Source organism: Paenibacillus sp. IHB B 3415 (assembly GCF_000802655.2).
Taxonomy (GTDB): Bacteria; Bacillota; Bacilli; order Paenibacillales; family Paenibacillaceae; genus Paenibacillus_AQ; species Paenibacillus_AQ phytohabitans.
On the sequence record NZ_JUEI01000064.1, the window covers coordinates 17845 to 43961 of the forward strand.

27 protein-coding genes are annotated in these 26117 nt (G+C 53.8%); 9 read left to right on the forward strand and 18 right to left on the reverse strand.

Annotated elements, in window-relative coordinates; translation table 11 throughout:
- Window positions 1-28: 28 nt before the first annotated feature.
- On the reverse strand, window positions 29-1852 hold the full coding sequence (locus QW71_RS25585) for a VWA domain-containing protein (protein WP_083442722.1): 1824 nt from the start codon (window positions 1850-1852) through the stop codon (window positions 29-31).
- A gap of 242 nt (window positions 1853-2094) precedes the next feature.
- On the opposite strand from QW71_RS25585, the gene QW71_RS40625 reads away from it, so the two are divergent.
- From QW71_RS40625 to QW71_RS25595, 3 genes are read left to right on the forward strand one after another with little or no spacing between them, the layout of a single operon-like run.
- The gene (locus QW71_RS40625; protein WP_160311844.1) at window positions 2095-2247 is read left to right on the forward strand and encodes a hypothetical protein; all 153 of its coding nucleotides are present in this window, start codon (window positions 2095-2097) and stop codon (window positions 2245-2247) included.
- A complete protein-coding gene (locus tag QW71_RS25590; protein ID WP_039305825.1) occupies window positions 2240-3163 on the forward strand; it encodes a hypothetical protein in 924 nt (307 codons plus the stop codon). The genes QW71_RS40625 and QW71_RS25590 overlap by 8 nt, the downstream gene beginning before the upstream one ends.
- A gap of 56 nt (window positions 3164-3219) precedes the next feature.
- Window positions 3220-5022 (forward strand): hypothetical protein, encoded by a 1803-nt coding sequence (locus QW71_RS25595; RefSeq protein WP_039305828.1) that lies wholly within the window; start codon window positions 3220-3222, stop codon window positions 5020-5022.
- Window positions 5023-5137: 115 nt separating this feature from the next.
- Here QW71_RS25595 and QW71_RS25600 read toward each other — a convergent pair whose 3' ends face one another.
- The 10 genes from QW71_RS25600 to QW71_RS25645 all read right to left on the reverse strand — a co-directional run bounded on the left by QW71_RS25600 (window position 5138) and on the right by QW71_RS25645 (window position 13443).
- Window positions 5138-5470, reverse strand: a complete 333-nt coding sequence (locus QW71_RS25600) for a hypothetical protein (RefSeq protein WP_039305831.1) — start codon at window positions 5468-5470, stop codon at window positions 5138-5140.
- 98 nt (window positions 5471-5568) lie between these two features.
- A complete protein-coding gene (aroB, locus tag QW71_RS25605; RefSeq protein WP_039305833.1) occupies window positions 5569-6711 on the reverse strand; it encodes a 3-dehydroquinate synthase in 1143 nt (380 codons plus the stop codon).
- Window positions 6712-6759: 48 nt separating this feature from the next.
- A complete protein-coding gene (locus tag QW71_RS25610; protein ID WP_039305838.1) occupies window positions 6760-7509 on the reverse strand; it encodes a WecB/TagA/CpsF family glycosyltransferase in 750 nt (249 codons plus the stop codon).
- Complete coding sequence (locus tag QW71_RS25615; protein ID WP_039305841.1) at window positions 7506-7712, reverse strand: hypothetical protein; 207 nt, start codon at window positions 7710-7712, stop codon at window positions 7506-7508. Before QW71_RS25615 ends, QW71_RS25610 begins: the two co-directional genes overlap by 4 nt.
- Window positions 7713-7994: 282 nt before the next feature.
- Entirely contained in the window at window positions 7995-9437 is a 1443-nt protein-coding gene (locus QW71_RS25620) for an MFS transporter (protein ID WP_047013976.1), read from the reverse strand.
- Complete coding sequence (locus QW71_RS25625) at window positions 9434-10072, reverse strand: cysteine hydrolase family protein (protein ID WP_039305844.1); 639 nt, start codon at window positions 10070-10072, stop codon at window positions 9434-9436. The genes QW71_RS25620 and QW71_RS25625 overlap by 4 nt, the downstream gene beginning before the upstream one ends.
- A 47-nt stretch (window positions 10073-10119) precedes the next feature.
- Complete coding sequence (locus QW71_RS25630) at window positions 10120-11169, reverse strand: ABC transporter substrate-binding protein (protein WP_039305947.1); 1050 nt, start codon at window positions 11167-11169, stop codon at window positions 10120-10122.
- Between the two features lie 43 nt (window positions 11170-11212).
- Complete coding sequence (locus QW71_RS25635) at window positions 11213-12022, reverse strand: ABC transporter permease (RefSeq protein ID WP_373604790.1); 810 nt, start codon at window positions 12020-12022, stop codon at window positions 11213-11215.
- 111 nt (window positions 12023-12133) lie between these two features.
- The gene (locus tag QW71_RS25640; protein WP_039305851.1) at window positions 12134-12919 is read right to left on the reverse strand and encodes an ABC transporter ATP-binding protein; all 786 of its coding nucleotides are present in this window, start codon (window positions 12917-12919) and stop codon (window positions 12134-12136) included.
- 149 nt (window positions 12920-13068) lie between these two features.
- Window positions 13069-13443: a Na-translocating system protein MpsC family protein gene (locus tag QW71_RS25645; RefSeq protein ID WP_171720587.1), complete on the reverse strand. Its 375-nt coding sequence runs from the start codon at window positions 13441-13443 to the stop codon at window positions 13069-13071.
- 285 nt (window positions 13444-13728) lie between these two features.
- Here QW71_RS25645 and QW71_RS25650 point away from each other — a divergent pair, with 285 nt between their 5' ends.
- Window positions 13729-14838, forward strand: a complete 1110-nt coding sequence (locus QW71_RS25650) for an ATP-binding protein (protein WP_039305855.1) — start codon at window positions 13729-13731, stop codon at window positions 14836-14838.
- A gap of 35 nt (window positions 14839-14873) precedes the next feature.
- A complete protein-coding gene (locus QW71_RS25655) occupies window positions 14874-15575 on the forward strand; it encodes a bifunctional 2-polyprenyl-6-hydroxyphenol methylase/3-demethylubiquinol 3-O-methyltransferase UbiG (RefSeq protein WP_039305858.1) in 702 nt (233 codons plus the stop codon).
- 769 nt (window positions 15576-16344) lie between these two features.
- On the opposite strand, the gene QW71_RS25660 is transcribed toward QW71_RS25655, so the two are convergent.
- The 6 genes from QW71_RS25660 to QW71_RS25685 form a co-directional block, all read right to left on the reverse strand.
- Window positions 16345-16851 carry a hypothetical protein gene (locus tag QW71_RS25660; protein ID WP_152679856.1) on the reverse strand — a complete coding sequence of 169 codons (507 nt, stop codon included), beginning with the start codon at window positions 16849-16851 and terminating at the stop codon, window positions 16345-16347.
- Window positions 16852-16935: 84 nt separating this feature from the next.
- Window positions 16936-17859: an ADP-ribosylglycohydrolase family protein gene (locus QW71_RS25665; protein ID WP_039305865.1), complete on the reverse strand. Its 924-nt coding sequence runs from the start codon at window positions 17857-17859 to the stop codon at window positions 16936-16938.
- Window positions 17856-18230 (reverse strand): hypothetical protein, encoded by a 375-nt coding sequence (locus tag QW71_RS25670; RefSeq protein ID WP_039305868.1) that lies wholly within the window; start codon window positions 18228-18230, stop codon window positions 17856-17858. Before QW71_RS25670 ends, QW71_RS25665 begins: the two co-directional genes overlap by 4 nt.
- Window positions 18223-19221 carry a Gfo/Idh/MocA family protein gene (locus tag QW71_RS25675; protein ID WP_039305871.1) on the reverse strand — a complete coding sequence of 333 codons (999 nt, stop codon included), beginning with the start codon at window positions 19219-19221 and terminating at the stop codon, window positions 18223-18225. Before QW71_RS25675 ends, QW71_RS25670 begins: the two co-directional genes overlap by 8 nt.
- A gap of 105 nt (window positions 19222-19326) precedes the next feature.
- On the reverse strand, window positions 19327-19656 hold the full coding sequence (locus tag QW71_RS25680; RefSeq protein WP_152679857.1) for a nucleoside triphosphate pyrophosphohydrolase: 330 nt from the start codon (window positions 19654-19656) through the stop codon (window positions 19327-19329).
- A 665-nt stretch (window positions 19657-20321) separates the two neighbouring features.
- Window positions 20322-21038: a YceI family protein gene (locus QW71_RS25685; protein WP_039305878.1), complete on the reverse strand. Its 717-nt coding sequence runs from the start codon at window positions 21036-21038 to the stop codon at window positions 20322-20324.
- Window positions 21039-21224: 186 nt separating this feature from the next.
- Here QW71_RS25685 and QW71_RS25690 point away from each other — a divergent pair, with 186 nt between their 5' ends.
- From QW71_RS25690 to QW71_RS25705, 4 genes are all read left to right on the forward strand, one after another.
- The gene (locus QW71_RS25690) at window positions 21225-21905 is read left to right on the forward strand and encodes a response regulator transcription factor (RefSeq protein WP_039305880.1); all 681 of its coding nucleotides are present in this window, start codon (window positions 21225-21227) and stop codon (window positions 21903-21905) included.
- Window positions 21893-23305, forward strand: coding sequence for an ATP-binding protein (locus QW71_RS25695; RefSeq protein WP_039305883.1), 1413 nt, complete (start codon window positions 21893-21895; stop codon window positions 23303-23305). The genes QW71_RS25690 and QW71_RS25695 overlap by 13 nt, the downstream gene beginning before the upstream one ends.
- 97 nt (window positions 23306-23402) lie before the next feature.
- Window positions 23403-23897, forward strand: coding sequence for a hypothetical protein (locus tag QW71_RS25700; protein WP_039305886.1), 495 nt, complete (start codon window positions 23403-23405; stop codon window positions 23895-23897).
- A gap of 438 nt (window positions 23898-24335) precedes the next feature.
- The gene (locus tag QW71_RS25705) at window positions 24336-25076 is read left to right on the forward strand and encodes a hypothetical protein (RefSeq protein WP_039305889.1); all 741 of its coding nucleotides are present in this window, start codon (window positions 24336-24338) and stop codon (window positions 25074-25076) included.
- A gap of 84 nt (window positions 25077-25160) precedes the next feature.
- Here QW71_RS25705 and QW71_RS25710 read toward each other — a convergent pair whose 3' ends face one another.
- Window positions 25161-26063 carry a DUF6612 family protein gene (locus QW71_RS25710; RefSeq protein WP_039305893.1) on the reverse strand — a complete coding sequence of 301 codons (903 nt, stop codon included), beginning with the start codon at window positions 26061-26063 and terminating at the stop codon, window positions 25161-25163.
- Between the last annotated feature and the right edge of the window lie 54 nt (window positions 26064-26117).

Here is a 26117-nt window from a genome sequence, read left to right on the forward strand (position 1 = left end):
ACTTCGGAAGCTTACACTTAGTCTGATGCTATATTAGGTATTCGAGTAAAATTGTCTTGTCTACCGTCTGCAGGGAGACCGATACGCGGTCACCGCTCTTCATTTCCAGGCCCCGCGAGGTGTCGGCGGCACGCCCTGACCGCTCCACGGAGATTCCTTCTCCTCCGCGCAGCATCAGCCGGTCATTGTTCCCCGGAGTGAAGACCAGCTTCTCGCTCTCCTTCAGTTCAGGCGCCAGCTGCAGCAGCTGATGCAATGTGAATTTACCCCGGAAGCCTGCAAGCTTCTTATACTGCGGATAGGTTTTCTCTCCGGTATTCCCGTCCAGCACTTCCACGACCAGCTGTCCGACAAACCCGCGGTTTGATCTGCCGCGCAGCAGCCAGAATGCGGCGGCCGCAGCCAGCAGGAGTACAATCCCGCCTATAATATAGTAAAGAGTGTTCGAGGACTTCTGATCTGTTACCGGTTCTTCACCAGTGCCTGCCCCCGGAGACGGAGGGCTTGTAGCCACCGTGCCCGTCTTGGCGTTGATTGTCAGCACATCGCTCTCGCGGTAGAAGCTGCTCTCTTCGGCCCGGACCTTAAGTTCATAGGCATGATTGTCTTTTATTTCAAAAGCACCCTTGAACTCAGCGCCAGAATTGTCCATCGGAATCTCCTGCACCGTGCCGGTATCCACATCTGTGGCCAGCAGCACTGCCTTCATCTCCTGGTACAAGCTGCTCTCTGTAACCTCAGCACCGTTGCTGAACAGATGCGAGGAGATATCGACGGTGTCACCTTTGCGGTAGGACTGGGAAGGCAGCGCATCGATCTTAAGCTCCAGATCATAGTTGAATACCAGATTGATATCAATCTTGTCCTTCGCCACACCCTTGACCTGGAGCTTCCAGTCTCCCTGCTCCGGTGAGAGCAGCTTGATCAGCGTGTAGGTAGAAGACTTGGACAGCAGCACAGCATCCGAGGGAATCGCAACTTCCTTCCCGGAAGGATCACTCAGCTTAGCGGTTACAGGCTGCGAGGACATAATTGAAATATTCGCTTCCAGTACACTGCCGTTCGGCACATTGACCGTCACCTCCTGATAGTCGCCGTTTGCCGTAATGGACGGCACCGGCACGACCTTCAGCTTCAAGTGGCTGGCAAAAATCTCGCTGAGAATCTGCGGCAGATCATCCGCGGAATCCGTTGTGAACGCCTTGCCGCCTGTCTGATCGGACAGATTAGACAGAATCTCCTTGTTCAGCTTGCCATCAGCATTCAGCCCGATCGTATACACCGGGTACCCCTTCTGCTTCGCAGTTTCTACAGCGGCCTTCAGTTCCTGATCCGACCGGGCCTGTGTAGCTCCGCTGGCTTCATCTAAGTCATTGTTGCCGTCGGCCAGCATTACGATCATCGGCTCATGGCCAGGATCGCTGCCGTTCTCCAGCACCTTCACAGCTTCTTCCATTCCGACCGCTATATCCGTGTAAGGTCCGCGGTTCAGTCCGTCGATGAAATCCTTCAAGTCCTGTTTGTCCCCGGCAGAGGTGATGCCAAGCAGTGCCTTCTCGCGCTGCACCTTGTCAGTGTAGGCAACGATCCCTACCTTGTCTCCTTGCGTGGACAGCATATCTATAAACATCTTCATCGCTTCATTCGCGATCTTGTTCTTGTCACTCTTGTTCATCGAGTTGCTGACATCAATCAGCAGTACAGCATCAATATGGGACGGCGCGGCAGAAGCAGCACTGGCCGCTGCGCCTCCGAAAGGCAGGACAGCGATGCATAGGATCAGCAGCAATGCAGGCAAAATGCGCTGCAGTCTATTCTTGATCGTTCTGGGGTTACGGTGTGTACGAAGCATAAATAGGGCTCCTCTTGTGTTAAATTCGGCGGATCTGGCAAATCCGGCAGCATAGCTAAATTCTGTAAATAGTATGCCATTATGATATAATTAAACCTTGTAAACATCAACATAGTGACCGCTGGACCGGCACTCCCGTCTGGTAGAATCGCCATCTTGAAGCGGATGGATTATTCTAAGTATACGCCGTGTTCCTGAATATTTGATTAAAAGACCGTAACCAGAGAGAAAGGAAGAGTTCCATGATTACATACGTCATACTCGGAATAACGTTCCTCTATGCCGTTATTCAGATCTCCTTATACGCTTCACGCCAGCGGAAGCCGCTTACCCGTGAGGACATTGACGAGCGGCTCCTTGCTGCACTGAACGGAGGCGCTCCTACCCGTGAGTAAGAAGAAACCTGTTACCTTCCGGCCGTTCAAGGCTCCCCGCTATTCTTATGAGAAGCTCCGCATCTGCCGCCGCTGCGGGCGTTACACCGCCCTGGGCGAGGAACGCTGCACCCGCTGCGGCCGTGCCTCACTGACTCCCGTGGAGAAGCAGGCGGTATCCATTGCCGGGCGCAAGATGCATACCCGGCTGCTGCTTATTCTTCTGCTCACCCTGGCCTCTGTCTATTTCGGCCAAAGCCTGCAGCAGATGGCGCTAAGCGGTGCCGGCGGCATCGTGATAGCCGGACTGGTCTACTATACGCAGCGGAAAGTACGGCAGAACGAAAATTTGTATGCCCTTAATGAGCTGCTGGGCCGTAACATCCTCAGAATTAAGGAAGATCTGGAGCTTAACCGCCAGGAGGCTGTATCCGTCCTCCGCGAGAATGATGTCCTCGCTTATGAGAAGCTCCGCGAGATCTCCATTCTGCTGCGCGGAGACCGGATCTCCCGCCAGCGCGTCGCCCTGCTGCACGGCTTCCAACTGCGCAAGGACATGGTTCTGGAGCTGGAACAGCTGCTGCTGAAGGACTTCGAGCCGCTGCTCGCTGAATATATCGGTGAAATCGCCAAGGTCCGGCCCGATTTGATTAAAGACCGCACCCTTCGCTATGTTAAGAACTACGAAGTGCAGATTCTCGAAATGGACAAAGGGCTGGCTATTCTGACTGTCGTTGCCGGGGCCGCCGTTCGCCTGAAGCGTTATGCGCTGCTCTATTCCGGACTGATCGGAAGATATGTACAGGAGCTGCCCAAAGACCGCTTCCTGCGCTTATCCCGGCTAATTGCTGCGAACCCCTATGAGCCGTGGAACGGCCTGGATGCCAAGGTGGCGGAAATCCGCGAGCTCAAGTACCGGTGGGACCCTGAAGTATAAGGATGATAGCTGGCAGCACGCGCAATCCTTATATCCGAATAAAGGGGCTATACTATATGACGATCAAACAAGCATTAACCCTGCGGAATATTATGATCATTCTGTGTATCTTCATGCTGGTTCTGCTGGGACAGAAGGCTCTGGGGATAAAGGACAAGATTCAGACCGTGCGTGAGGCTGAGCGGCTGTATGCTGCAGGAGAGCTTATCGCTGCCGAGAACCAGTACCGGCTGGCAGCGGCAAACACGGCAATCTTATACAAGGAAGAGCAGATTAACACACGGCTTAAAGAGCTCGCTCCCATAACGGCTATACGCAGCAGCCTAAGGGGACTGGTATTAACCCTGGAAGACCAGTTGACGGTCAAGGATTTCACCGGATATATGGAGAGTTATGCCTCCCTGCTCAGCCTGAAGAGCAAGTATATGGCTACGGGAGGAACTTATGAAGTCTATTATCGCCAGCTGTCCGCTGATTCAGGCATTTCGGAGAAGATGACGGCAGGGTTCCGGCAGTTCAAGGAACAGTTTCTTGCCGGGCTCACGGAGAGCCAGAAGAACGCAGCGAATAACACGACCGGTACCGGAAGCGCAGAGAGCGCCAAATGGAGCCTGCTGCAAATCCCCGATGCCTATTACGGCGGGGCCGGGGCCAAGGAAGAATTACTGGCTGCGAAATTCGAGGCTCATGACACCGCCAGGCTGAAAGCTCTGGCGGCAGCCGGAAGCTTCCAGCCTATGCTGGACAGCGCCTTATCAATGGAAGAGGCTTATCAAAGCCATAGTTATACAGCAGACTGGATTGAGGATCAGGTTCAGGAAAGTACCATACTTATTCTGAGCAAGGACCTGGACGGCGATCGTACCGCCGCCTTCGCCGGACACGCTGTTGCCTACCGCAAGTACGCTGAGTCAGCTGGCCTGAAATCCTCCAAAATGTTGAAGCTAATCGACAGCAACAGCACCAAGCTGCTCCGCGAGGCAGCACGCCAGGTCCGCGGCGGACAATATGCCGAAGCCATCCGGCTCTACGGGGATCTGAATCCGCTGCAGGACACCTCCGAGGCGGTTGCCGCTGCGACACTCGCCTGGAATACCGCTGAACCGGTGCGGCTGCTGCCCGGCGGAGATGTGCAGGGCAGCTATACCCTTACGGCCTCCGTCACCGGACGCTACGGCGCTAAGGTGGCTGTGGCCGGAGTGGACGCCAGCGGCAGGCTGGTCTACGCCGATATGAGCGATGACGGAACACTCTCCACCCGCACCGGCGGCACCGTTCCGGATGCGGCCGCGCTGATAGAGCTTACTTTTGACGAGTCACTGTCTGTCTATTCAGAAGTACCTGTAGTTACAGCTATAGGCAGCCGTGAGGACGGGCGCCGTACGTTTACAGCCTACACCATTAGGCCCGAGGGGATCTCGCAGCTGTTCAGCTTTGCCGGCGGCGGCTATGAGCTGATGGCAGAAGACGGCTCCATCCGCGTATCGGATACAGACCTCGCCGACGGTCAAGACGGGCAGACGGCCATTTTCCGCCAGGTGAACGGCGCGTATGAGTTCTCGGAAATATACCGGGAGGTTACGTATACCCCTATAGACGCTACACAGCTGGAACTTCATCCTTATGAGAAGGTAGTGCTGTCCTGCGATCTTTATATCGACTCTGCTGGAAGAACAGTCGCCAGCTCGAACGGGCGTTATCTGATCCTTCAAGGCGAAACCGGCGGGGTTACCGGATTAGCTGTCGTCAGCGGCCAGTTCGATAACGGCTATGACCATGCGCAGACGGATGCCGGCGAGCAGTATGTACCTGTCTTTATTGTAGATTCGATTGAGAGCTTAAGCATTCAGATGCCCTGATCCGGCGGATGTTCCCGTCATGCCAGAAGACGCAAGAGATGAACGGTGATTCTGCCGTTTGTCTCTTGCGTCTTCTTTTTGGGACCCTAATTCCCAAGTCTAACTGCTGACTGGCTTAAGCACGCCCGGCCTTGGCGGTTTGCAGTTTTCTTTTGCGGCCAAATAAGCGTAAATATCGTTTGCGGGTATACAGCACATCCGCCGATGCCGTCAGGGTATCCTTCACCTCAGTGAGCACCGCCTGCGTTTCCTTCACAGCCTGCTTCATCCGCCCAAGCTCTGACTTCACACCTTCCGATCTCGACTTCGCTTCATCCAGCGTCTCCTGCACATTCGTTTTGAACTCATCCACTGGTGCTTTCAGCCCGTCCACCGATTGCTTCACACCGTCCAGCGACTGTTTCAGCCCGTTAATGCTGTTCTTGAATTCCTTCAGCGGGTTGCCCATATCGATGCCTCCTAAGTTCCCTTTATCTACATTTACCCAGAATGGAGGGGGCAGCTTCCCGATCGGTTAAAATAAAGCACAGCACTCTTTAATATGCATCAGTTGCCGCGCATTTCCTCCAGCATCACCATGATATCCGTCTCTTCAACCGGAACCGAATAGGAGCCGTCCGCGAAACGTTTCATCTCCCCGATGCCGTCCTGGAAGACGAAGCGTATGCGGCCGCCGCGCACTTTTTTGTCCGTGTACATCTTGTCCATCAGTGCCCTGTTAGAAATATAATCCGGGATTTCCGTCGGCAAGCCTGCCTTCTTCAGTAATGAGACTACACGATCAGCCTGTTCAGCGGTCATATATCCATACTTCACACCCAGCTTGGCCTGAATGACAAGCCCGACTGCAACGGCCTCACCATGCAGCAGCTGGTAGCCGCTGAGCGCCTCAAGCGCCCGGCCTGCCGTATGCCCCAGATTCAGAATCTGCCGCAGGTTGCTCTCATGCTCATCCTGTTCCACCACTTCGTATTTGATCCGGCAATTCGTCAGCGCGATATGCCCGCACACGTCCGAGTCCAGGATAAGCCCGCCCTGTTCTGAGATGATCCTGCCGATATTCTCCTCCAGGTAACGGAAGAATGTCTCATCCGCCAGGCAGGCATGCTTGATCGTCTCCGCCAGACCGCTGCGGAACTCACGGGCCGGAAGTGTGCGCCATGCTGCCAGGTCTATGTACACTTTGCGGGGCTGGTGGAACACGCCGATCAGGTTCGTGGCGACAGGTGTATTCACGCCTGTTTTGCCGCCAACGGATGCATCTGCCGCTGCCAGCAGAGTGGTTGCATAATTCAGGGCAGGAACCCCGCGGCCAAAGGTGCCGGCCAGAAATCCAGCCAGATCCGTTACGGCTCCGCCGCCCACGGCAATAATGCAGCAATCCCGCCCGTAGGCCTGGCTTAACAGCTGGTCTTCCAGCAGTGCCTTGGTTTCACGGGTTTTGGAGCTCTCTCCGGCCGGAAAAGAAAACAAATCCGCCTGGAAGCCGCTTCGCCGCAGCAGCTCCAGTAAGGGACGGCCATACAGCGGCTCGACCGTAGAATCGGTAATAATGGCGAACTTGCTTACATCCGGCAGAAGTCCCTGCTGCAGATCGCGGATCAGGGAACCGAACAGACCCTCGCCAATCTCAATAGTGTAAGAATGATCGACTACTTTTTTGAGTACCACTTCAAAGCTCTTAGACATGGACTCTGCCCCTTTCCTGTTCAACACTCTTTAATTGAATCGTCTCCTTCATTTGCGGATCATCGTCCGGTAGACGAATTTGGGCAGGGCGGATTGTCTGCGCCAGCGTGATTTCTGGCCTTTGGCAACGGGTGCGAACAAGAGCCTGTGGGCCCACTCCAGATTCAGTTTTTTCCAGATGGCCGGTGCCGGCTTCACTTTGCCCGAGATTACGTCCAGACTGCCGCCAACGCCAAACACAACCTTAACCCCGCTGAGCGCCTCCTTATGCTTATACAGCCATTTGTCCGAATAAGGAGCGCCCATCGCAAGAATGAGAATATCCGGCTTGGCCTGCTGAATACCGGCGATAACTCCTGGCTCCTCGGCTGCCGTAAAGAATCCGTGATGCCTTCCGGCAATCTTCACCTGCGGATAGCGCAGGGCGATACTCTCCACCGCTTGTCCGCTGGTCACTTCATCCGTTCCGAGGAAATAGAAACTCCAGCCCCGCTCATTCCCCTTCGCAAGCAGGCTCAGCAGCAGATCGTAGCCGGTCACCCGCTCCGGAATGGGATTCCCCTGTCTTCGTGCCGCCATTACAATCCCGATCCCGTCTGGCACGATTAGATCCGCCGAGCAGATGATCTCGCGGAGCTGCCCGTCCGATTGACTGGCCAATGTAATCTCCGGGTTCGCTGTAATCAGGTGAAACAGCCCTCCCTGTCCGCCCCCGATGTGCCTGTCCAATAGCGAGGTTGTCTGTTCAAGCGTCAGCTTGGAGAATGGAACTCCGAGAATAGAAACCTTGTCCTTCATCGTTTCACCTGTCCTTCCCAATCCTGCAGAATGGCCCACTGCACCCGTGGCTCCCCTAGAACCGAATGCATTGAGCCGATATAAACCAGCTTGTTATGTATCCCTGTTGCCAGATAATGAGCTACTACTTCTCTGGTTGAGGCGGTTACCGGACACTGATTGAGCGAGCCGCAGTCCACCCGAACGCCCTCAATATCCGCCATCCTCCAAGCCAATGCCGTTCATTGTTAACTTTTCTGTAAAGTAGGCTATGAATCTCATAAGATATCCATATATTTACACGAACAAGTACACCATACCAACATCGGTATTTCTTTTCAATGCTGAAAATTACTTTAGCCGGTTATGGCTTCTCCGCACCCGCGGACGCAAAGCTCCGGATGCTCCCGCCATGTCATTTGCCGATGGAACAAACCATCTTAAGAAGCTGGGCTTCCTTCTTGTTTCAGCACGAGAGCCTCCGCCCGGCGGGCAGAGGCTCCTTCTTATTTATAGGGTATATGCAGTTGTTCCGCCCCTTTGCGCTTGCTGCTGTGACGGAAGGAATACAGCTGCCAGACTGAAGAAAGGCCTACGGCGGCTGCACAGACTACGAACACAGCCAGATAGCTTCCGTTCGGACTACCTCTGCCGCCAATCATCAATCCGCCTGCCGCCGTGCCGAACATCATGCCAATGTTGCGCGACAAGGCAAGCAGGCTGCTGACCCGGCCAAGCTGCGATTTCGCCGCCAGTCCCATAACAATACTTGTGTTAGGTGAAGTAATCATCCCCATTGCGCAGCCGAGCAACATAACCGGCAGCACCATTGCACTTGTCCTCAGCACAGGTGAGCCGAAGCCCAGCGCCAGCAGCGTGACACTCATCAGCAGCAGTCCGGCCGTAAGGATACCGAGCGGCCCTTTGCGGTCCGCGATGCTCCCGCTGACAGGAGCGGTCACCACCAGCGCCAGCGGGTATCCAATCATGATCAGCCCCACCCAGGCAGGCTCGGCCCCGGATATACGCAGTAGCGAGGGCAAAGCCAGCTGTGCGGCGAAGGCTGCCATATACGTGATAACCGTAATGGCGATGCCGGCGGCAAAGCTCCGGTCAGTGAACAGGCTGACACCGCTGTCCGCTGGCGGGAATTCACCAAGCGGCCCCCTCTTATCCCTGCTGCGGGAGAAGCGGGCATGTGCCGTATAAGCGGCCGCCATTCCCGCTGAAGCCGCAAGCAGCAGCAGCACGGGCAGAGACAGGAATGTGGAGCGGCTGCCAAGATCGAAGGCTATCATCAGCGAGGAGAGACAGGCCGCAAACCAGGCAGCTCCGGCGAGATCCAGCCTGCCTCCGGCCGTTTCCGTATCCCGGGGAATCAGCCTGTGCGCAAGCACGCCTACGCCCGCCGCCACTACGGCCAGCAGCCAGAAGTTGCTCTCCCAGGTGAACCACTGGATCAGGAAGCCGCCAAGACCGGGGCCTGCCATGGAGCCGGCAGCGACGAAGGTGCTCATCAGCCCAAGTGCCCTGCCCCGCTGCTCGGCCGGAAATACAGAGACAATGAGGGCCATATTGGTCGCCTGATACATGGAGGCACCGGCTCCCTGCATGACTCTGAAGCCAAGCAGCATGGCTCCGTTCTGGGCAAGCGCACAGCCCAGGGCTCCCGCCGCGAAAGCGAACAGGCCCAGATTATGCACCTTACGGCGGCCAAACCTGTCTCCCAGCCGTCCCATTACAGGCAGCAGCACCGAGATAACCAGCAGATAGATACTGACGATCCACTGGGCAGAGGCCACCGGGAACCGCAGATCAGCCGCAATATCGATGAGCGAAATATTGAACATACCGGCAGACAGATTGGACAGAAAGGCCCCGAGGCAGATGACCACCTTGACCGCCGTATGGTTCACGGCTTGTCCTGAAGACCGTACCGGTGAATTCATAACATCCGCTGCAGGGCGGGCTGATTCCACATCTTCCAGCTTTCTTCAATGTCTGCGGCTGAAGCTACCACGCCGAAGTAACCTTTCATATTCTCCAGCGTCATCTCATGAGCGGCCCGGGAATAGGAAGCACAGGCATCCTGCACCATCACAATCTGATAATCCAGCATGAAGCCGTCCCTTGCCGTCGACTCCACGCACACATTGGTGCTCACTCCTGTCATAATCAGGGTTTCAATCCGCTGCGAACGGAGCACAGAATCGAGGCGGGTATTGATAAAGGCGCTATACCGGTGTTTATTGACAATAATCTCCTCAGGAAGCGGGGCCACCTCGTAGAATTCAGCCCCCCAGCTTCCTCTGCGGCAGACCCCCAGCGAACCGCGCCCGGAGCGGGAAGTCCAGACGGGCGAATCGGTCGCCTTTTCATGGAAGGTCTGGATATAGATCACCGGCACGCCCTGTGTCCTCGCTGCCGCGATCAGCCCATGCAGCTGCGGCATCATCTCGCGTACGGCTGACACATCATTTCCGCCAGCGGCAAGTGCGCCTTCCCCGTGGCAGTAATCGTTCTGTACATCTACTATAATAAGTGCGGTTTTATCAGGCATAATTAGATCGGCAGTTAATTCCATCATCTTCACCTCTTTAGTTTTTGAAGGCTTATGGCACGACGCTTAGCTTATTTCACTGCTATGTTGTTCACAAACTGCATATCGACCAAATCCTCGTAGGTGTATTCGCCTTTGTAGATCCCGGTCTTAATCATCACGTTCATGTCCTTATCCAGCGCCTCCTCGGAAATCACACCATCCGGACTCCAGAGCTGGTCGGCATACGCCCGGTCAAGCGCGGCTTGTGCCGCATCATCGGAGAGTGTAGGGAATTCAGCCTTCAGGACGCTCATCGCCAGAGCTTTATCCTCCTGGATGGCTTTCAACGCCTTCACGACAGCGTTAACCGCCTTCTGCACCGTTTCCGGGTCTTTCTCCAGTGTCGACTTCTTCACGCTCAGCACGGAATAGGCATAGTCTCCCATATCATGGAACTTGTAAAAGGGTTCATCCCAGACCCCCTTGGCGATCCCGTCACTGATCTGCGGCTCCGCACCATTCGCAATATCCGCTGCCCCCTGCTGAACCATCGCCACCACGGTGGAGCCGTCCGCCGGTTCAAGCAGCCGCACATCCTTCTGCGGATCAAGCCCCAGCTCCAGGAGCAGATATTGGGTCAGCAGGTTCGGGGTTCCGCCATGCCGTCCGGCATTCAATTTCTTGTCCTGCAGGAAGGCTTTCAATTCTTCATCAGAACTGCCCGCAGGAGCTGTCCCTTTCTTGGCCATCAGATAGACATTCGCGCGGTTAACCACATTGCTGACCGAAACAATCGGGTCTGAGTTGCCGATATTCGCCAGTGCATTGGACTCTGGACCGCCGATGACGCCCCAGGCATCCCCGCTGACCACAGAGGTCACATGGGTGCCGCCCGCAGCCTGAAGCATTTCAACCTCAAGCCCTTCATCCGCAAAATATCCCTCGCGCTGCGCCACGTACAGCGGCAGATAACCCGTATAATGCAGCGGCTCGGCAATGACCAGCTTCTTGAGTTTCCCCGCTTCGTTGCCGGCAGCTGCGGCTTCAACTTCAGCATTACTTTTACCGCTGCAGCCCGAGAGCAGGATCATTACAGAGGCAAGCAGGACGGCCGATAGCTTCACTTTGGTTACATTCATCATTGATTTCTCCCCTTTTATCTTAAATAGGACGAGTCGTGGCTCAAGCCTTCTTCATCCCGTATCCCTTGGACAGCCATTTCTCCAGCAGGACCACTCCCGCATACATCACCATCGACAGAACGGACAAGACTACAACTCCCACCCAGACGAGATTGATATCAAGGATCGTACCGGCGTAGATCACCATGCGGCCAATCCCGTGGCTGGAAGCGATGAATTCCCCGACAATCGCACCGGCCAGCGAGAGGGCAATATTAATCCGCAGACTGCTGATCATCCAGGGCATCGCCCAGGGGATGACCACCTTGGTAAACACCTGATGGCGTTTCGCGCCCAGCGAATACATCAGCTTTTCCATATCCTTGTCCACACTCTGCACGCCGCTGTGCGCCGATAAGGCCGCAACGACTACCGTCATGGCAAAAGCGAGCGCCACCTTGGAGAAGAATCCGATGCCCAGCAGAATCACCAGCACAGGAGCAAGCGCCAGCTTCGGCATAGCATTGAGCAGGATCAGGAACGGTTCACTGATTCCGGCGAATCTGCGTGACCACCAGAAGGATAAACCGAGCAGTGATCCGATCAGAGTTCCGCCGATGAAGCCCAGAATCGTCGAGCTGGAGGTATAAGCGATATCCTCCAGCAGAGTACCCTGCGTCACCTGTGTCCATGTTGTGCTGAGAATCCGTACCGGGCTGCTCCAATAGTATGAATCCATCCAGCCGATCCGCGTAAACAGCTCCCAGCAGAGTACGATCAGCAGCCCGACCGTCAGCCGCCCGATTCCGACAATCCGCTGTGTCCGGCGCCTTGCACCCTCTTCATCCACGATGACGGGTTCCTTCTGCATTTTCTCAGGCTTCACCGAATGGATTGGGGCCGGCTCCAGCTTGTGAATCACATACCCTTTCTTTTGCACACTCTCCATGGTTGTTCTCTCCTTCTACAAGTTTTGTAAGTTCTACGAGATATGGGCTGCCGGCTCCTCGCCTCCGCCTGACAGCAGGTCCAGCAGATGGGCTTTGAGCTCCATAAATGACGCAGATACCGTATCCTCCTTATGTCTCGGGCGCGGCATATCCACAGAAATCTTGGAGATGATTCTGCCCGGCCGCCCGGAGAAGACATAGATGTCGTCAGACAGGTAGATGGCTTCATCAATATCGTGGGTGACGAATAACACCGTCTTGCGGAAATTCTCCCAGATCTCCAGCAGCCAGTTCTGCATGGTCAGCCGGGTCTGGGCATCCAGTGCGCCAAAGGGCTCGTCCAGCAAAATAATATCCCGGTCGTACAGCAGTGTGCGGAGCAGCGCTGCCCGCTGGCGCATGCCTCCGGACAATTCTGCCGGATAATGGCCGCCGAAGCCCTTCAGTCCATAGCGGTCCATCAGCGGCTGGGCCCGGGCTACCGCTTCCTTACGCGGCACCCCGCGGATCTCCATGCCCAGAATAATATTATCCAGGATCGTTCTCCAGGGGAGCAGCATGTCCTTCTGCAGCATATATCCGACATATCCGGTCTTTAAGGCGATATCCTCACCGTCTGCAAGCACGCGGCCGGTGGACGGCGGAATCAGACCTGCTATGATATTGAACAATGTGGATTTGCCGCAGCCGCTGGGGCCGATTATACTGACAAATCTGCCTTGCTCTATAGAGAGATTCGTCTCCTGCATGGCGATAATCTCCTGGCCGTCACGGCGGAACCACTTGCTTACACCGGCAATCTCAATCTTTGCTTTCATAGAATCAGCTCCTTATTAGGTTTAATAGCATCGGCAGCTTGGGTAGACTCGGAGGTAAAAAAAACGAATAAACAAAAAGCCGCCAGTTTTAGACACAGCCCCAGAGGGCAGATGTCCGAAAACTGACGGCAGGTCGGCTCTCCGGAAGATCAGAGTTCCAACGTAACGTTCAGGTAATGCTCGAGGTCCTTCTCCAAAATTATGATCGTACCGGAATACTCGGTCTCCACATCATAATCTTTAAGAACGGCCTTGATATTCACTTGAAATTCATCCAGAAATGCCTGCTTGATTTCACACTTGAAAACTTCATGCAGCACCAGATTAATCTGGCGGCTTGCCGTGGCATCATGGGTATCCAGCACCTTCAGTACGGGCACCCGGCTGTTAATGGATAAAATAATAATCTTGTTCCCCACGAAGTCGACCTTCTGCTGCTTGACGCCGGCGTTAAACAGCTTCTTGTTGATTTCGTTATAAATCCTTAAAATATCCTGTTTCCATTGTCCGGCGGAAGCGATCATTGCGATCACACCTTCATAGCTATTAATAATGTTACATTATGTCACAAGAACGTCAACAACTGCATCATTGTCCACCGCTTATACATCATTATAGATAAAAAGGTAGAGTTGTCAATAAATTTACGGGAGATAAATTAACACATTAATTAGTTTTTCGGAGTATATGTGAAGTTAGTTTACACATTAAAAGCTATCATCCTAAATATTTACAAAATAATACTAATGAATTATAATTATTACGTAACTACGTAATTACATAATATTGAAAGCAGGTGATTTTCTGTCATGACCCGTGACTTAAGCAGCGAACTGGATACGCTGAAGCAGCAGGTGGCCGAGCTTAAGGCGGCCGTCCAGCATTGGAATACTGAGCGGAAGAGCTTGGCAGGCTATGCTGATCCGCCGGAATCTGTGAATTCAGCTGCAGAAGCGGAGCAGCCCGGCGCGGGACCCGGATCTGTATTTTATTCCGGCCATGCCCGTCTTAACGGACAAAGCTACCGCTGGGAACCCCAGGAGCGTCCGATGGAACAGCTACTCGAAGTCAACAACGAGAAATCAGCCAAAGTACTGGCGGCATTAAGCAACCGGCAACGGCTGGACATTCTGAAATCCGTCATTCAGGAGCCGCTTACGGGCATTGAGCTGGTGGAGCGTCTGGGTATGGGCACTACCGGCCAGCTGTACCATCACCTCAAAGCATTGACTGGCGCAGATTTATTAGTGCAGGAGAGCGGAGGCCGTTATGCCTTCCCTTCTCACCGCCTCCTCCCCTTCCTCCTGCTGCTGGCTTCGGTTAGTACTCTGGAGGATACAAGCGACTATATGGACACGATGAGAACGAGAAATAACGCGGGGATTTATCTGGGTCCTGCACAAAATTTCGATGTCCATCACCTGCTGTGGGCCGTTATCGAGAATCCGGTGATGGAGCATGCGGCCGGATATTGCAGCGAAATCGGGATATTCCTGCATGATGACGGGAGTGTCACCGTAATGGACAATGGACGGGGGATTCCGGTAGCGTCTCTGCCAAATTCCAATATGCCGGCTGTTCAATCCATTCTGACCGATATTCATAGATTTAATGGAGACGGAGCCTTTAAGGTGCCTGGTGCTGAGCAGGGAATCAGCATTGCCGTGGTCAACGCCCTCTCCGGCAGACTTACCGTTGATATCCGGCGCGGCGGCAGAATGTACCGCCAGGAGTATAGGCATGGTGTGCCACAGTCCGGACTGATGACGGTTGGAATCGCGAAGGATACGGGGACAAGTGTGACTTTTAAGCCGGATCAGGAATTTCTGGGCACAGGCTTTGAACAGGCACGGCTGAATGAACACAGTCATGAGCTGATGAAGGCTTATCCGGGGCTCTCCATCTTCGTTAACAACTAAACCGGGCGAATGAAATGAAAGGAGACTGCTGCTAAATGTCGCATGAAACGATCTATAGTCATGAGGATACGCTGAAGATGCTTGACTCTCTTTTCCGGGAAGAAGGGCATTGGTGGGATCAGTTCTATGAAAACCGGGATAAAGAGATTCCTTTCTTCAAGGATCGTCCGGATGAGAATTTGGTTGAATACGTATGCAAGCGGCATATTACACCCGGCAAGGTGCTGGAATTAGGCTGCGGGGGCGGCAGAAATGCGGTTTATCTGGCTCAGCAGGGCTACGCCGTGGATGCCATTGACATCTCTCAGGCAGCGGTAGATTGGGGAAGGGAACGCGCCCGCAAACATCAGGTGGAGGTGAATTTCGCCCGCAGCAATATTTTTGACCTGAGCCTGGAGCCAGGCAGCTACGACCTCATCTATGACAGCGGATGTTTCCATCACATCTACCCCCACCGCAGAGCAACCTTTCTTGAATTGGTGAACAGGACGCTCAAGCCTGGCGGGTGTTTCGGACTGGTCTGCTTCGCGGCCGGCGCCATGGGTGCAGAGATCACCGATTGGGAGGTGTACCGGCAGCGGAGCCTCCGGGGCGGATTAGGCTTCAGCGAGGATAAGCTCAAGAGCTTCTTCAGCGGTTTGGAGCTCATAGAGTTCAGACGCATGCGCCAGATGGATCAGGAAGATACGCTGTTTGGGGAAGCTTTTCTGTGGACCACCTTGTTCCGCAAAAATTAACGGAGTACTTGTCCTTTTCCACATCCATCCCATGCCAGGTTTGGTGCAAGCAAGTGTACGGCTTATCTACCCTATCGTTGGTGCATTGTACTCGGTTTTTCGCATACATTCGGCTCGTCTACCCTATCGTTGGCACGTTGTATTCGGTTTTTCACATACATTCTGCTTATTAACCCTATCGCTGGCGTATTGTACTCGGTTTTTCGCATACATTCGGCTCGTCTACCCTATCGTTGGTGTATTATACTCGGTTTTTCGCATACATTCGGCTCATCAACCCTATCATTGGCACATTGTATTCGGTTTTTCGCATACATTCGGCTCATCTACCCTATCATTGGCACATTATATTCGGTTTTTCGCATACATTCTGCTTATTAACCCCATCGCTGGCGTTTGGCACATTGTATTCGGTTTTTCGCATACATTCGGCTCATCAACCCTATCATTGGCACATTGTATTCGGTTTTTCGCATACATTCGGCTCATCTACCCTATCATTGGCACATTATATTCGGTTTTTCGCATACATTCTGCTTATTAACCCCATCGCTGGCGTATTGTATTCGGTTTTTCGCATACATTCGGCTCATCAACCCTATCGTTGGCACATTGTATTCGGTTTTTCGCATACATTTGGCTCATCAGCCCTATCGTTGGCACATTGTACTCGGTTTTTAACATACATTCGGCTCATCGCTACCTATCGGTTCCAGCCCCCGCCCGAAAGGATCGCCGGTCGAATGTCCGCCGCAGCACTCCGCTAATGCTAACCGGAATTCGACCGGGACCGTATATCGGCTCTCTGTCTCAGGGCTGCCACAATCCACACCACAAGGATAACCAGGGCGATCCCGCCAGCTAAGATATAAGCATTATAGAACAGGTTGTTGGTATATTGATTAATCCAGCCGAAGCGGAATACGACGGAGTCCTCATCTCTGGTAAAACCCCTCAGATGCACTCTCAACGCATCGACATATCCGGTTTCCAGCCAGATAGCGAGCGGCAGCACAATAAGCGCAGAGACGGCAATCAATAGACTTGGTATGCTGAATACGGATTTCAACCGGAATAATCGGTAGAGCACCATGCCCGCACTGCACAAAAGAATAATGCCAAACAGCCATCCTGCCGCAAGCATGATAATTCCCGGATTACCGTTGCCGGATATCGTCCCATCTGCTTCATAGGTGAATGTGCCCCAGTCCGTCAATACTGCAAAGATAATGCTAATCGACAGCCATATCAGCAGTTTCCGCCAACCCTTGCCCATATCCATTCTCCCCTTTCCATAATTAAAAAAGGCTGAGTGCCCGTTATAGATGCGCTCAGCCTGCCTCATGCAGCCTATTTCCTTCTATTCCACCCGTTCTGTAAACAACCGCCCGGCGTAGTCACTGATCAGCTCACGCATGGCCAGCTTACTCTGCCATTCTGCAGGTATGCCATCCAGCCCGTAATACGCTCCGGCGATCTGGCCGTAGACCGCCCCTGTGGTATCGGCGTCATTGCCCAGATTCACAGCGAGCAGCGCGCCCTCCGCAAAGCTGGAGGATTTGTGAAAAGCCCACAGTGCCGCCTCCAGCGACTCTACTACATACCCCGAGCCTTGGATATCAGGCGGCTCCTTGATCCGGTAGGAGCCGTACTTAATATTCAGCATATGCGGCGTCAGGCTGTCTTCATTCAGCCATTCACGGTAAGCCTCCGGGGCCAGCATGTCCTGCTTGCTCCACCCGTGCAGTCCGGCAAGGATGTACGCCGCGAGCAGACGGCAGGCATCCAGACATTCAACAGCGCCATGCGTCGTTCTTGAACTGAGCGCCGCATAGCGGATAGCTTCTGCAGGGTTCTCTGCATAGTACATGACCACCGGCGCAAGCCGCATAATGGAGCCGTTCCCGGCAGAATGAGGATCATCCGATCCGCTGAACCCTTCGCCGCCGGCTTCGAAATGATGCAGCGCCGCGCGTGTCGCATTGCCGATATCGAAACATTCGCCTGTACTGCTAAGCTTGCCTTCGCGGTACCACTTCACATAACGCTGCATCTGATCTACAGGATCGAAGGCTTGCTTCGTAAGCAGACTCTCCGCAAGGCAGAGCGCCATTGACGTGTCATCGGTCCACTGTCCCGGCTGGAGACCAAATACCCCGCCGCCGACAATATCCGTAAGCGGCTCAAAGGTTCCGGGTGCTTTGAACTCAGCGGTCGTTCCCAGCGCATCTCCAGCGGCCAGACCCTGCAGGCAGCCCTGATAGCGGTCAGCATTCAATGTCATTTGGTTTCCCCCTTTTTCCTCCTTCTTACGCTTGCAGCTATACTATTACTGATCAGAGCGATTACGGAGTACATGATGCCATAGAACAACGCACCGCTTCCGTCAAACAACACATAGATGGATAACACGAACAGCGGCAACGGCAGCAGGCATACCAGCAGGTTGAAACCCAGCTTAAGTCCCGAATCCGCAGCAAGGATCAGCACGGCTGTTGGATTCACCAGAACCAGCAGCAGCAGCCAGCTGCCGAAATCCTCCATTACCCCGGAACCGCCGCTTTGAAAATACGGGATCACCAGAAACAATACAAGATAGATTACAGTGTGAAGCAGAAGCTTGCGGGATAAGGGCGTCAGATTCAGTTTATTCACCGGGATACTTTAGCCCCCATTGTTCACGCACGCCGTCCAGCAGCTTAAGAATCGCAACGGACTCATCCAGCGTCATTACCGGGCTTTCCGTCAGCCCTGCCTGCAGACAACGCCCCACTTCCTCAGCTTCAAAAGAATACCCGATCGAAGTACGGTCATCCTCAAATGTCTCTGCCAGCTCACCGCCGATATACAGCTCAGCCGATTTCGGATTCACCAGCGTGCCTTTGACCACGATAAAGCCTTCAGTTCCATAGATATAGGCTTCTTCATGCAGCTTCAGGCGAATCCCTCCGTTCAGGGAAGCCGACTTGCCTCCGCCATAAGACAGCAGCAAGGAGAAGTGCTCGTCCACACCAGTCTCGCCGATATGTACAGTGCTGGAGACGGCTTCCGGATGAGGTCCGAACACCATCGACGCGAAGGAGATGGGATAGATGCCGACATCCAGCAGGGCTCCGCCGCCAAGGGCCGGGTTCAGCAGACGCCCCTCCGGATTCCAGCCCGCGCGGAATCCAAGATCCGCTTTGACCAGCCGCACTTCGCCGATGCGCTCCGCTGCGAGCCATTCTCTAACCTTGGCATTGGCCGGAATATAGCGGCTCCACATAGCCTCCATCAGGAACAGCTTCTGCTGGCGGGCATACGCCACGATTTCTTCCAGCTCTGCACTGTTCACGGTAAAAGGCTTCTCACAGAGCACGGCTTTGCCGGCGCGCAATGCGAGCAGCGCATTCTCTTTGTGGAACGGATGCGGTGTTCCAATATAAATCGCATCCACTTCAGGATCGCAGACCAATTCCTCGTAGGTGGCATATGCCACGGGGATGCCGTGATTTCGGGCAAACTCATCTGCGCTTTCCTGCGTGCGCGATCCAACCGCATAAGCCACACCATTGCCGGCATGGGCCAAATCTGTAGCGAACTGATGGGCGATCCAGCCTGTGCTGAGAATGCCCCATTTTATCGTGTAAGCGTTATCTTCTGTCATTAGTTAAATCCTCCTCTTAAATGAAACTTAGTCCCTATGATTCTATCAAAATGTGCCTGGTGTGTACATGATGCCCGCTTCCCGCCACCTGCCGGGTCTATACGGTCAGCCCCTGCTCTCCACCTGCAGCAGCAGAATCCGTTCCTTGAATCCGCCGCGGCGCTCCGCTTTTTCAGCACGGATCTGTTCCAGAATACCGCTGTCCCCGCCATGGGTTACCGCCAAGGCCCGGATGACTTCCAGCAGATCCGCCAGCTCCTCCAGTGCCTGCCCGTCATTGTCCTCCCGTAGATACTCTGCCAGCTCCTCATGCAGCTTCGCACGCAGCTCCCGTATATATTCCTCCTCGTCCATGATTCTTGTCCTGCAGGTTTGCCCGTTCGCCGCAATCAGCGCCGGTATTCCGTCACGCACCAGTTTGGGATAATCAGCCAATTTCATTGTCTCCTTCGGGATGTATTGAATTTATATACATATTTATGTACGATCTCCGGATGAATCCAATCACAAATCATAATCCATTGGATCAACCATAATCCATTGAAGCTAGCTCATACTTCAGAAGTGAAGCAATATCACTATTAGTCACTCCATTTCCCCTTTGTTCTGGCGGGCAATGCCGCCTTCGGAATGGAGAGGGAACAGTTTGTTCTGAACCCGCAAGAAGGTATAGAGGTCCCCCTCTAGTACACCATCAAATGTTTAACAAATCAACTCATCCGCCGGTGAAAAGGACTGAGAATCCTCTATTGCAGCAAATCAGATGTATTCGCTGGCCAACCGGACTCAGAATCCGTTAATTGACGGTTCAGCCCCCGTACCGGACATAAACAAACAAGATAAGTGATTCTCAGTCCGCTTGAGCTTCAATAAGAGGTTTTTGGAAGAAATAACGGTTTCTCAGTCCGGTTCATTCTATATAAAGGAACTATATAGATTGAACCGGGAAAATTCCACTGTGGGGATTAGCCGTGGCTGCAGAGAATGTTTGACTTCCGGCCACTGTTAGGTTTGTATATATATCCGAACCAAAAACTCTCCCCGCCAGCCGCGAATCCGCAGTGACGGGGAGAGTCTCTTATAAACAATCTAATCCTATATTATTTGCTCAGCACAAGCTCCAGACGCACCTCAAGGTTATTCTCGGTATCCAGCACTATCGAATGCGGATTGCTCATGCCGAAATCTTCAAAGGTAACCATGGTTGTTCCAGACAGCATAAGCTGTCCGCCGCTGTATACGGCTTGCGAGTCAAACGTAACGTCCTTCTCTATCCCCTTGACTGTCAGCGTACCTTGGAGCTCAACCGGCACCGCTTTGCCCTCTGTCCATTCCGCCGGAAGCTCCGAGAAGGAACTCACGGTAAATGTGGACTCCGGGAACTCCGTTACTGCCAGGAAGTCTGCACCCTTGACATGCTCGTCCCGCTGGCCGGTTCCAGAATCCAGCGCACTCATCTCTACGGTTCCTTCGCCCGTCATCGAGCTGGCATCCTCCAGGTTCACATTCCAGGTTCCGGTAACGGAAGGGTCTACGAAGTTAACAGTTTCTTTGGAAGTTGTCACTGACCAGTAGACTTTGGACGTATCCGCAATGCTCCAGGCACCGTTCAGCTGCTCTGCCGTAACTGCAGCACCAGTCGCTGCCGCCGCGTTCGCAGTTCCCGCCTCCTGGGTTTCAGTTCCCTGATTCTGCGCAGGAATAACAGATTCGATCTCAACATTATTGCCCAGGCTATTGTTAAGTAACATAAATGCTGTGATGGCTCCTGCGATAACGACTACGGCTGCGGCTAAGGCGATTGTTTTCTTCTTCATCTTATTCCCTCCATCCAATTCTCTGTATGCCTATCAGGCTTGGTTCCCATTCTAACAAAGCAATATGTCGGGAAGAAGTCAAAGCACAGCAGCCCGCGATATGGTAGAATTGTCGTAATTTTAACTAACACATAGCCGTTGCCTGGATAATTATTCCCCGCCGGGCCTGAGAAGGAGGCTGAATAGATGAAATCCATTCTGATTGTTGAGGATGAGGAGGCGATTGCCCGGGTGCTCAGTGCTTATCTGCGAAAAGCGGGCTTCCACGTCACCCGTGCCGCCGACGGCCGGAGTGCCCTGGAAGCCTTCGAGGTGGCGCCGCCCTCGCTGATCCTGCTCGATATTATGCTGCCGAATATGGACGGCTTCGAGCTGCTGGGACTGATCCGCGAGAAAAGCAGCTGTCCTGTCATTATGCTCACGGCCAGGGACGGCATCAATGACCGGCTGGCGGGACTGGACGGCGGGGCCGATGACTATATGTCGAAGCCGTTCATCCCCGAGGAGGTTGTCGCCCGCGTAAACGCGGTGCTGCGCCGCCCCTCGCAGTGGTCGGACGGCAGCCGCAAGCGTCATTTCGGCAGCCTGTTCATTGATTACTCTGCGCGCAGTGTGTTCCTGAACGGGGCTGAGGTCAGCCTTAGTCCGCGCGATATGTCCGTGCTGCTGTTCCTGGCCGAACGCCCGAATCAGATCTGCACCCGGGACCAGCTGCTGGAGCATGTGTGGGAAATGGATTACGAGGGAAGCGACCGGGCCGTTGACCTCTCCATTAAAAGACTTCGCCAGGCGCTCTCGCACTGGCCGGACAGCGAAGGAGAGATCCGTACCCTGAGAGGAACAGGTTATCAATTATGGACAACATGAATAACAGAACAAAGAAACCCACATCGATCCTCTCCTACTGGACCGTCCGCTACCTGCTGATTATCAGTATCGGGCTGCTGGTGACGGCGCTGGTAACCTTCTGGTGGATCCAGCAGGAGGCGATGAACAACCGGATGCAGACCACCGGCCTGCTGGCCCAGGAGATTGCCGACCGCAGTGTCGGCACGGACGGACAGCTCGCCATCACCCAGGGCCTCGACAAGCTGGTCGAGGACCGCAAGCGGTTCTTCAAGGTAACCATGGAGATGTGCGTCATCATTACCGGACCGGCGGGCGAGCTGCTGTATTCCCAGCCTCCGCTGACGGATGAAGAAATGCGGCATAAGCTGAATGATACGCTGACCGATTCGCGCAGCCCGGAATTCAAGGCCGCCGCTGCGCAGATCCAGGGAGATCAGGGAACGCTCGGGCAGGTAATTGTCCTGCAGTCCAAACGTTCCCTGCGTCATATCCCGCAGGAAGAGATCACCTTCTTCTCCATCATCATTGTCTTCCTGATTATCTTAAGCTGGCTGACGATCTACCTTTTGTCGATCAAGCTGGCCAAGCCGATTCAGCGGGTCGCTGCCGCTGCTGCACAGATTAGCGGCGGCCAGTATAACATCGTGCTGGAGACCGGAGCCAAAGAGCGGGAAATCCATGAACTGCTGGTATCCTTCCAGGAGATGGCGGGCAAGCTGCAGCAGTTCGAGCAGTCCCGGGCTGTTATGCTGGCCGGGGTGTCCCATGAACTGAAGACCCCGGTCACCTCTATTAAAGGACTGCTTCATGCGGTCCGCGAGGGTGTGGTCGAGGGGGATGAGGCCGGGGAGTTCCTGGGTATTGCCTTACTCGAAGCCGAGCGGCTGCAGCGTATGGTCGCGGATCTGCTCGACTATAACGCGCTGACAGCGGGCATTGTCGCTGTCCGTCATGATAGGCTGGAGGCCGCTCCGCTGCTGGAGGAAATCCTCTATCAATGGAAGCTGACCCAAGGGGAGGATGTCTGCGAGCCCATCCTTCATCTGCCGGAGAGCCGGCTGTTTCTGCGGGGAGATCCGCTGCGTATCCAGCAGATTATCGTCAATCTGCTGAACAACAGCGTGCAGGCGAAGGCACAGGACCGCAAGCTTCAATTAACGCTGGAGCTTGCGGCCACGCCGCAGGGCAGCGCCGAAATCACGGTGACAGATAACGGAACGGGTATTCATCCGGAGAGCCGGGAGCTGATCTTCGAAGCCTTCTTCCGCAGCACCGCCAAGCAGAGCGTGCTGCGCGGACTCGGGCTTGGCCTGACCTTCAGCAGGCTGCTCGCCGAAGGCATGGGCGGCAGCCTTGAGCTGGGCAGCGCCCCGCCGCAGGGCTGCTCGTTCGTGCTGCGGCTGCCGCTTGCCGGTTGAGCCGCTTAAGGGCCGGAACAGTTCCGGCAGGCTATATAGTCCACTGCCCACCGGCATGGTATAATCAACTGACGAAAATGCGAACCGGAGGCTGCATATGCTTACTTTTGAACAGAAATTAGCTATTCTTGATTCCTACCCCCAGCTGGAACGGCGGAATGTCTCGCTTGGGCGGGTGAACTACCACTTCGAGGAGAGCCGGCATGACAAGAAGACCGTCGCTTCCCATATCCACCCGAACGGCAACGGCTTCGTATATGCCGGCCTGCTGCGGGGCTATGAGAGTGATGACAAAGGTCTGGTGAACATCAGAGATTATTCGGAAGCTGAACTGCGGGAACTGGTGGATGCTTCGATTGCGTCTCTATCCATGTTCATCCCCGATGCCCCGGCTCCGGCCAAAAGAAAGAAAAAAGCGCAGACTGGTGCTGAATCTCTATGGAAGAATGAGGATGGCCACACGCTGAGTCTAAGATTCGAGGAAGATCTGTGGTACCTGTATGCAGGTCTCCAGCTGGAGATGGCCTTCGAAACCATAGAAGAAGCCGAGGAGTATTTGGCGGAAGAGGGATTTGTCCGGGAACAGGAGTAACTTCCTGATTACCCGCCAGCTTCCCTGTAAGGTACATTCAACGCAAAGCCTGTAAACCGCATTTTATCTGCGGAATACAGGCTTTTTAAAATCCTGCCCATAATACAACATTTCCATCATAATCCCGGCTATAATCGGAAATTGTTGTACAAAAGGCAGCATTCCTCTTCCCACATAGCGGTGAAGCGGGACAATTCTTGTATTTCATACAACAATCTGTCCGAACACCCAGGTATTTAGGAAGCTAAGTTGTACTACGTACAACAATTAAGCCCATTAAGCCTAAACCCTATGAAACATAAAAATTCCAGGTTCTCCCGGCAACGAATCCGGTATGGGCGGTTTATGTCTTTGGCAAATTTATAGTATTTATAGGGCAACCCCCTTATACTATAGCCAATGCTATGATTTCCATATTTTTCTTAAGGAGGATGAGCAATGAACAATCCGGAAGGCGGAGCGCCCTTTACGAATCCTGGAGGGCCAAATTCAGATAACGGGCAACCGCAGGCCCAGCGCAGAGTATCCGGGCAATGGGACAATCTGCTCCAAGATGAACGCGTCAGGCAGGCTAAGCAGGTCAGTAAACAGTACTGGGGATTTTTCTTGAGTGCTCTAACCCGTCCTTACAGTATCATGAAAGAGGTCCAGGCCGCCCAATTGTTGAACAGTCTGATTACAATGGGACTGACGGCAATACTGTCAGCACTATATTTTCTCACCTGGTTCATTAAATGGGATATCTCGCCAATCATAGGACCCGGATTACTGAATCCGCTTCTATTAACGGCTGCAGGAATTGCCGTTGGCTGCGGGACTACTTATGCCGCACTCCGGCTGGAAAAAGTCAGCTTCGATCTCAAACTGCTGATCGCCAGATTCGGCACCTTGCTTGTTCCGGCTGTAGCACTGCTGGTTCTGGCTATCCTGTCGCTGATCCTCAGCCTGTATTCCTTCTCGGTTCTCCTGCTTATTCTGTCATTTCTCTTCGTCTTTGTCAGCATCAACACCGTGGCGTTTCAGTATCCGCTTAACACCTCCAACCGCGGAATCGATACCCTGTACCTGATTGCCACTGCAAACGTTGCAACCGGATATATATTCTACAAGCTGATAATGTCGGTATTGGCCGGAGCGGCCTACGGACTGTTCAACAGTATGTCCCCCTTTGGCCTGTAATCATGTAATCAGCATTTCCCCTGACCAAACAGGAGGACCCGATGTACGGGTCCTCCTGTTTGGCATGATTTAAGTTGGGGCCGGTTACTGGGTTGCCGGCATTTGAACCTCTTGCGCCTCCAGAGCTTCCTGCGGAACCTTGATCTCCGTGATCTTGTTATGATCGCTAATGGTCGCCTTCATCTTCATATCCATCGAGACGGTCTGTTCACCGCTGCTCATATCCATGACCAGATTTACATCCGATGAAGTCGGGAAATAAGTCTTCTTGTCCACGGTGTAAGCGATGGTCATGCTCTTGATATTCATCTGCTCCATCATCGCAGTCATCTGGCTGTCTACACTGCCGCTCTGGTTCAGATAGCTCTTCGCCAGATTCTTCACTTCTTCGCCCGATACTTCTGCTGTTATCAGATAATTGTCACCTTCCTCGGTGATCTTCGTCTGGTCAGCAATTTGGTTGAACTGCTCCAGCTGCTTCTCAGGATTTGCAGACTGCTGCATGGCAGCGGTCAACTGGTCAGTCATCGCAGCCGGCATTTTAACCCACTGCCCGTTCGTCAGCGAGAAGAAACCGTCTGCGGTTACGTACTGCTCCATCTTCTGTTCTCCCTGGCCTGCCAGAGTCATAACGATCTCCTGATGCATTTCCAGCGGATCTTTAGTATATTCAGCGTTCACTGCCATCTCAACGGCCTGTTCCTGATTGGTTTCGCCCTGCTTGACCACCATATTCTGCTGAATTTGCGAGTTCATGGCGAAGCTCTTCAATTCCGATTGTGCAGCAGCCGTCTTCTGCAGCAGTTCCTCCAGAGCCGGAACGCCGGCGGATGTCTGTTCGGCTGGGGCTGTAGTGGCGGTAGTACCGGCAGCTGCTGCCGGGGCTTCAGAAGCATCAGCAGCCGGCTGAGCCGGCTCATTATTGCCGCATGCGGTTAAGGCAGCAGACAGAATAACCCCCATGAATAATGCAGTCCATTTTCTCAAGTTGTAATCCTCCTAATCGTTATTGGCAAGATGTGTGAGTGCATGTCAACTATT

Coding starts and splice junctions, on each gene's coding strand:
- QW71_RS25585 (WP_083442722.1), bottom strand. CDS start 1,852: ATGCTTCGTACACACCGTAACCCCAGAACGATCAAGAATAGACTGCAG.
- QW71_RS40625 (WP_160311844.1), top strand. CDS start 2,095: ATGATTACATACGTCATACTCGGAATAACGTTCCTCTATGCCGTTATT.
- QW71_RS25595 (WP_039305828.1), top strand. CDS start 3,220: ATGACGATCAAACAAGCATTAACCCTGCGGAATATTATGATCATTCTG.
- QW71_RS25600 (WP_039305831.1), bottom strand. CDS start 5,470: ATGGGCAACCCGCTGAAGGAATTCAAGAACAGCATTAACGGGCTGAAA.
- aroB (WP_039305833.1), bottom strand. CDS start 6,711: ATGTCTAAGAGCTTTGAAGTGGTACTCAAAAAAGTAGTCGATCATTCT.
- QW71_RS25610 (WP_039305838.1), bottom strand. CDS start 7,509: ATGAAGGACAAGGTTTCTATTCTCGGAGTTCCATTCTCCAAGCTGACG.
- QW71_RS25615 (WP_039305841.1), bottom strand. CDS start 7,712: ATGGCGGATATTGAGGGCGTTCGGGTGGACTGCGGCTCGCTCAATCAG.
- QW71_RS25620 (WP_047013976.1), bottom strand. CDS start 9,437: ATGAATTCACCGGTACGGTCTTCAGGACAAGCCGTGAACCATACGGCG.
- QW71_RS25625 (WP_039305844.1), bottom strand. CDS start 10,072: ATGGAATTAACTGCCGATCTAATTATGCCTGATAAAACCGCACTTATT.
- QW71_RS25630 (WP_039305947.1), bottom strand. CDS start 11,169: ATGAATGTAACCAAAGTGAAGCTATCGGCCGTCCTGCTTGCCTCTGTA.
- QW71_RS25635 (WP_373604790.1), bottom strand. CDS start 12,022: ATGCAGAAGGAACCCGTCATCGTGGATGAAGAGGGTGCAAGGCGCCGG.
- QW71_RS25640 (WP_039305851.1), bottom strand. CDS start 12,919: ATGAAAGCAAAGATTGAGATTGCCGGTGTAAGCAAGTGGTTCCGCCGT.
- QW71_RS25645 (WP_171720587.1), bottom strand. CDS start 13,443: ATGATCGCTTCCGCCGGACAATGGAAACAGGATATTTTAAGGATTTAT.
- QW71_RS25650 (WP_039305855.1), top strand. CDS start 13,729: ATGACCCGTGACTTAAGCAGCGAACTGGATACGCTGAAGCAGCAGGTG.
- QW71_RS25655 (WP_039305858.1), top strand. CDS start 14,874: ATGTCGCATGAAACGATCTATAGTCATGAGGATACGCTGAAGATGCTT.
- QW71_RS25660 (WP_152679856.1), bottom strand. CDS start 16,851: ATGGGCAAGGGTTGGCGGAAACTGCTGATATGGCTGTCGATTAGCATT.
- QW71_RS25665 (WP_039305865.1), bottom strand. CDS start 17,859: ATGACATTGAATGCTGACCGCTATCAGGGCTGCCTGCAGGGTCTGGCC.
- QW71_RS25675 (WP_039305871.1), bottom strand. CDS start 19,221: ATGACAGAAGATAACGCTTACACGATAAAATGGGGCATTCTCAGCACA.
- QW71_RS25685 (WP_039305878.1), bottom strand. CDS start 21,038: ATGAAGAAGAAAACAATCGCCTTAGCCGCAGCCGTAGTCGTTATCGCA.
- QW71_RS25690 (WP_039305880.1), top strand. CDS start 21,225: ATGAAATCCATTCTGATTGTTGAGGATGAGGAGGCGATTGCCCGGGTG.
- QW71_RS25695 (WP_039305883.1), top strand. CDS start 21,893: ATGGACAACATGAATAACAGAACAAAGAAACCCACATCGATCCTCTCC.
- QW71_RS25700 (WP_039305886.1), top strand. CDS start 23,403: ATGCTTACTTTTGAACAGAAATTAGCTATTCTTGATTCCTACCCCCAG.
- QW71_RS25705 (WP_039305889.1), top strand. CDS start 24,336: ATGAACAATCCGGAAGGCGGAGCGCCCTTTACGAATCCTGGAGGGCCA.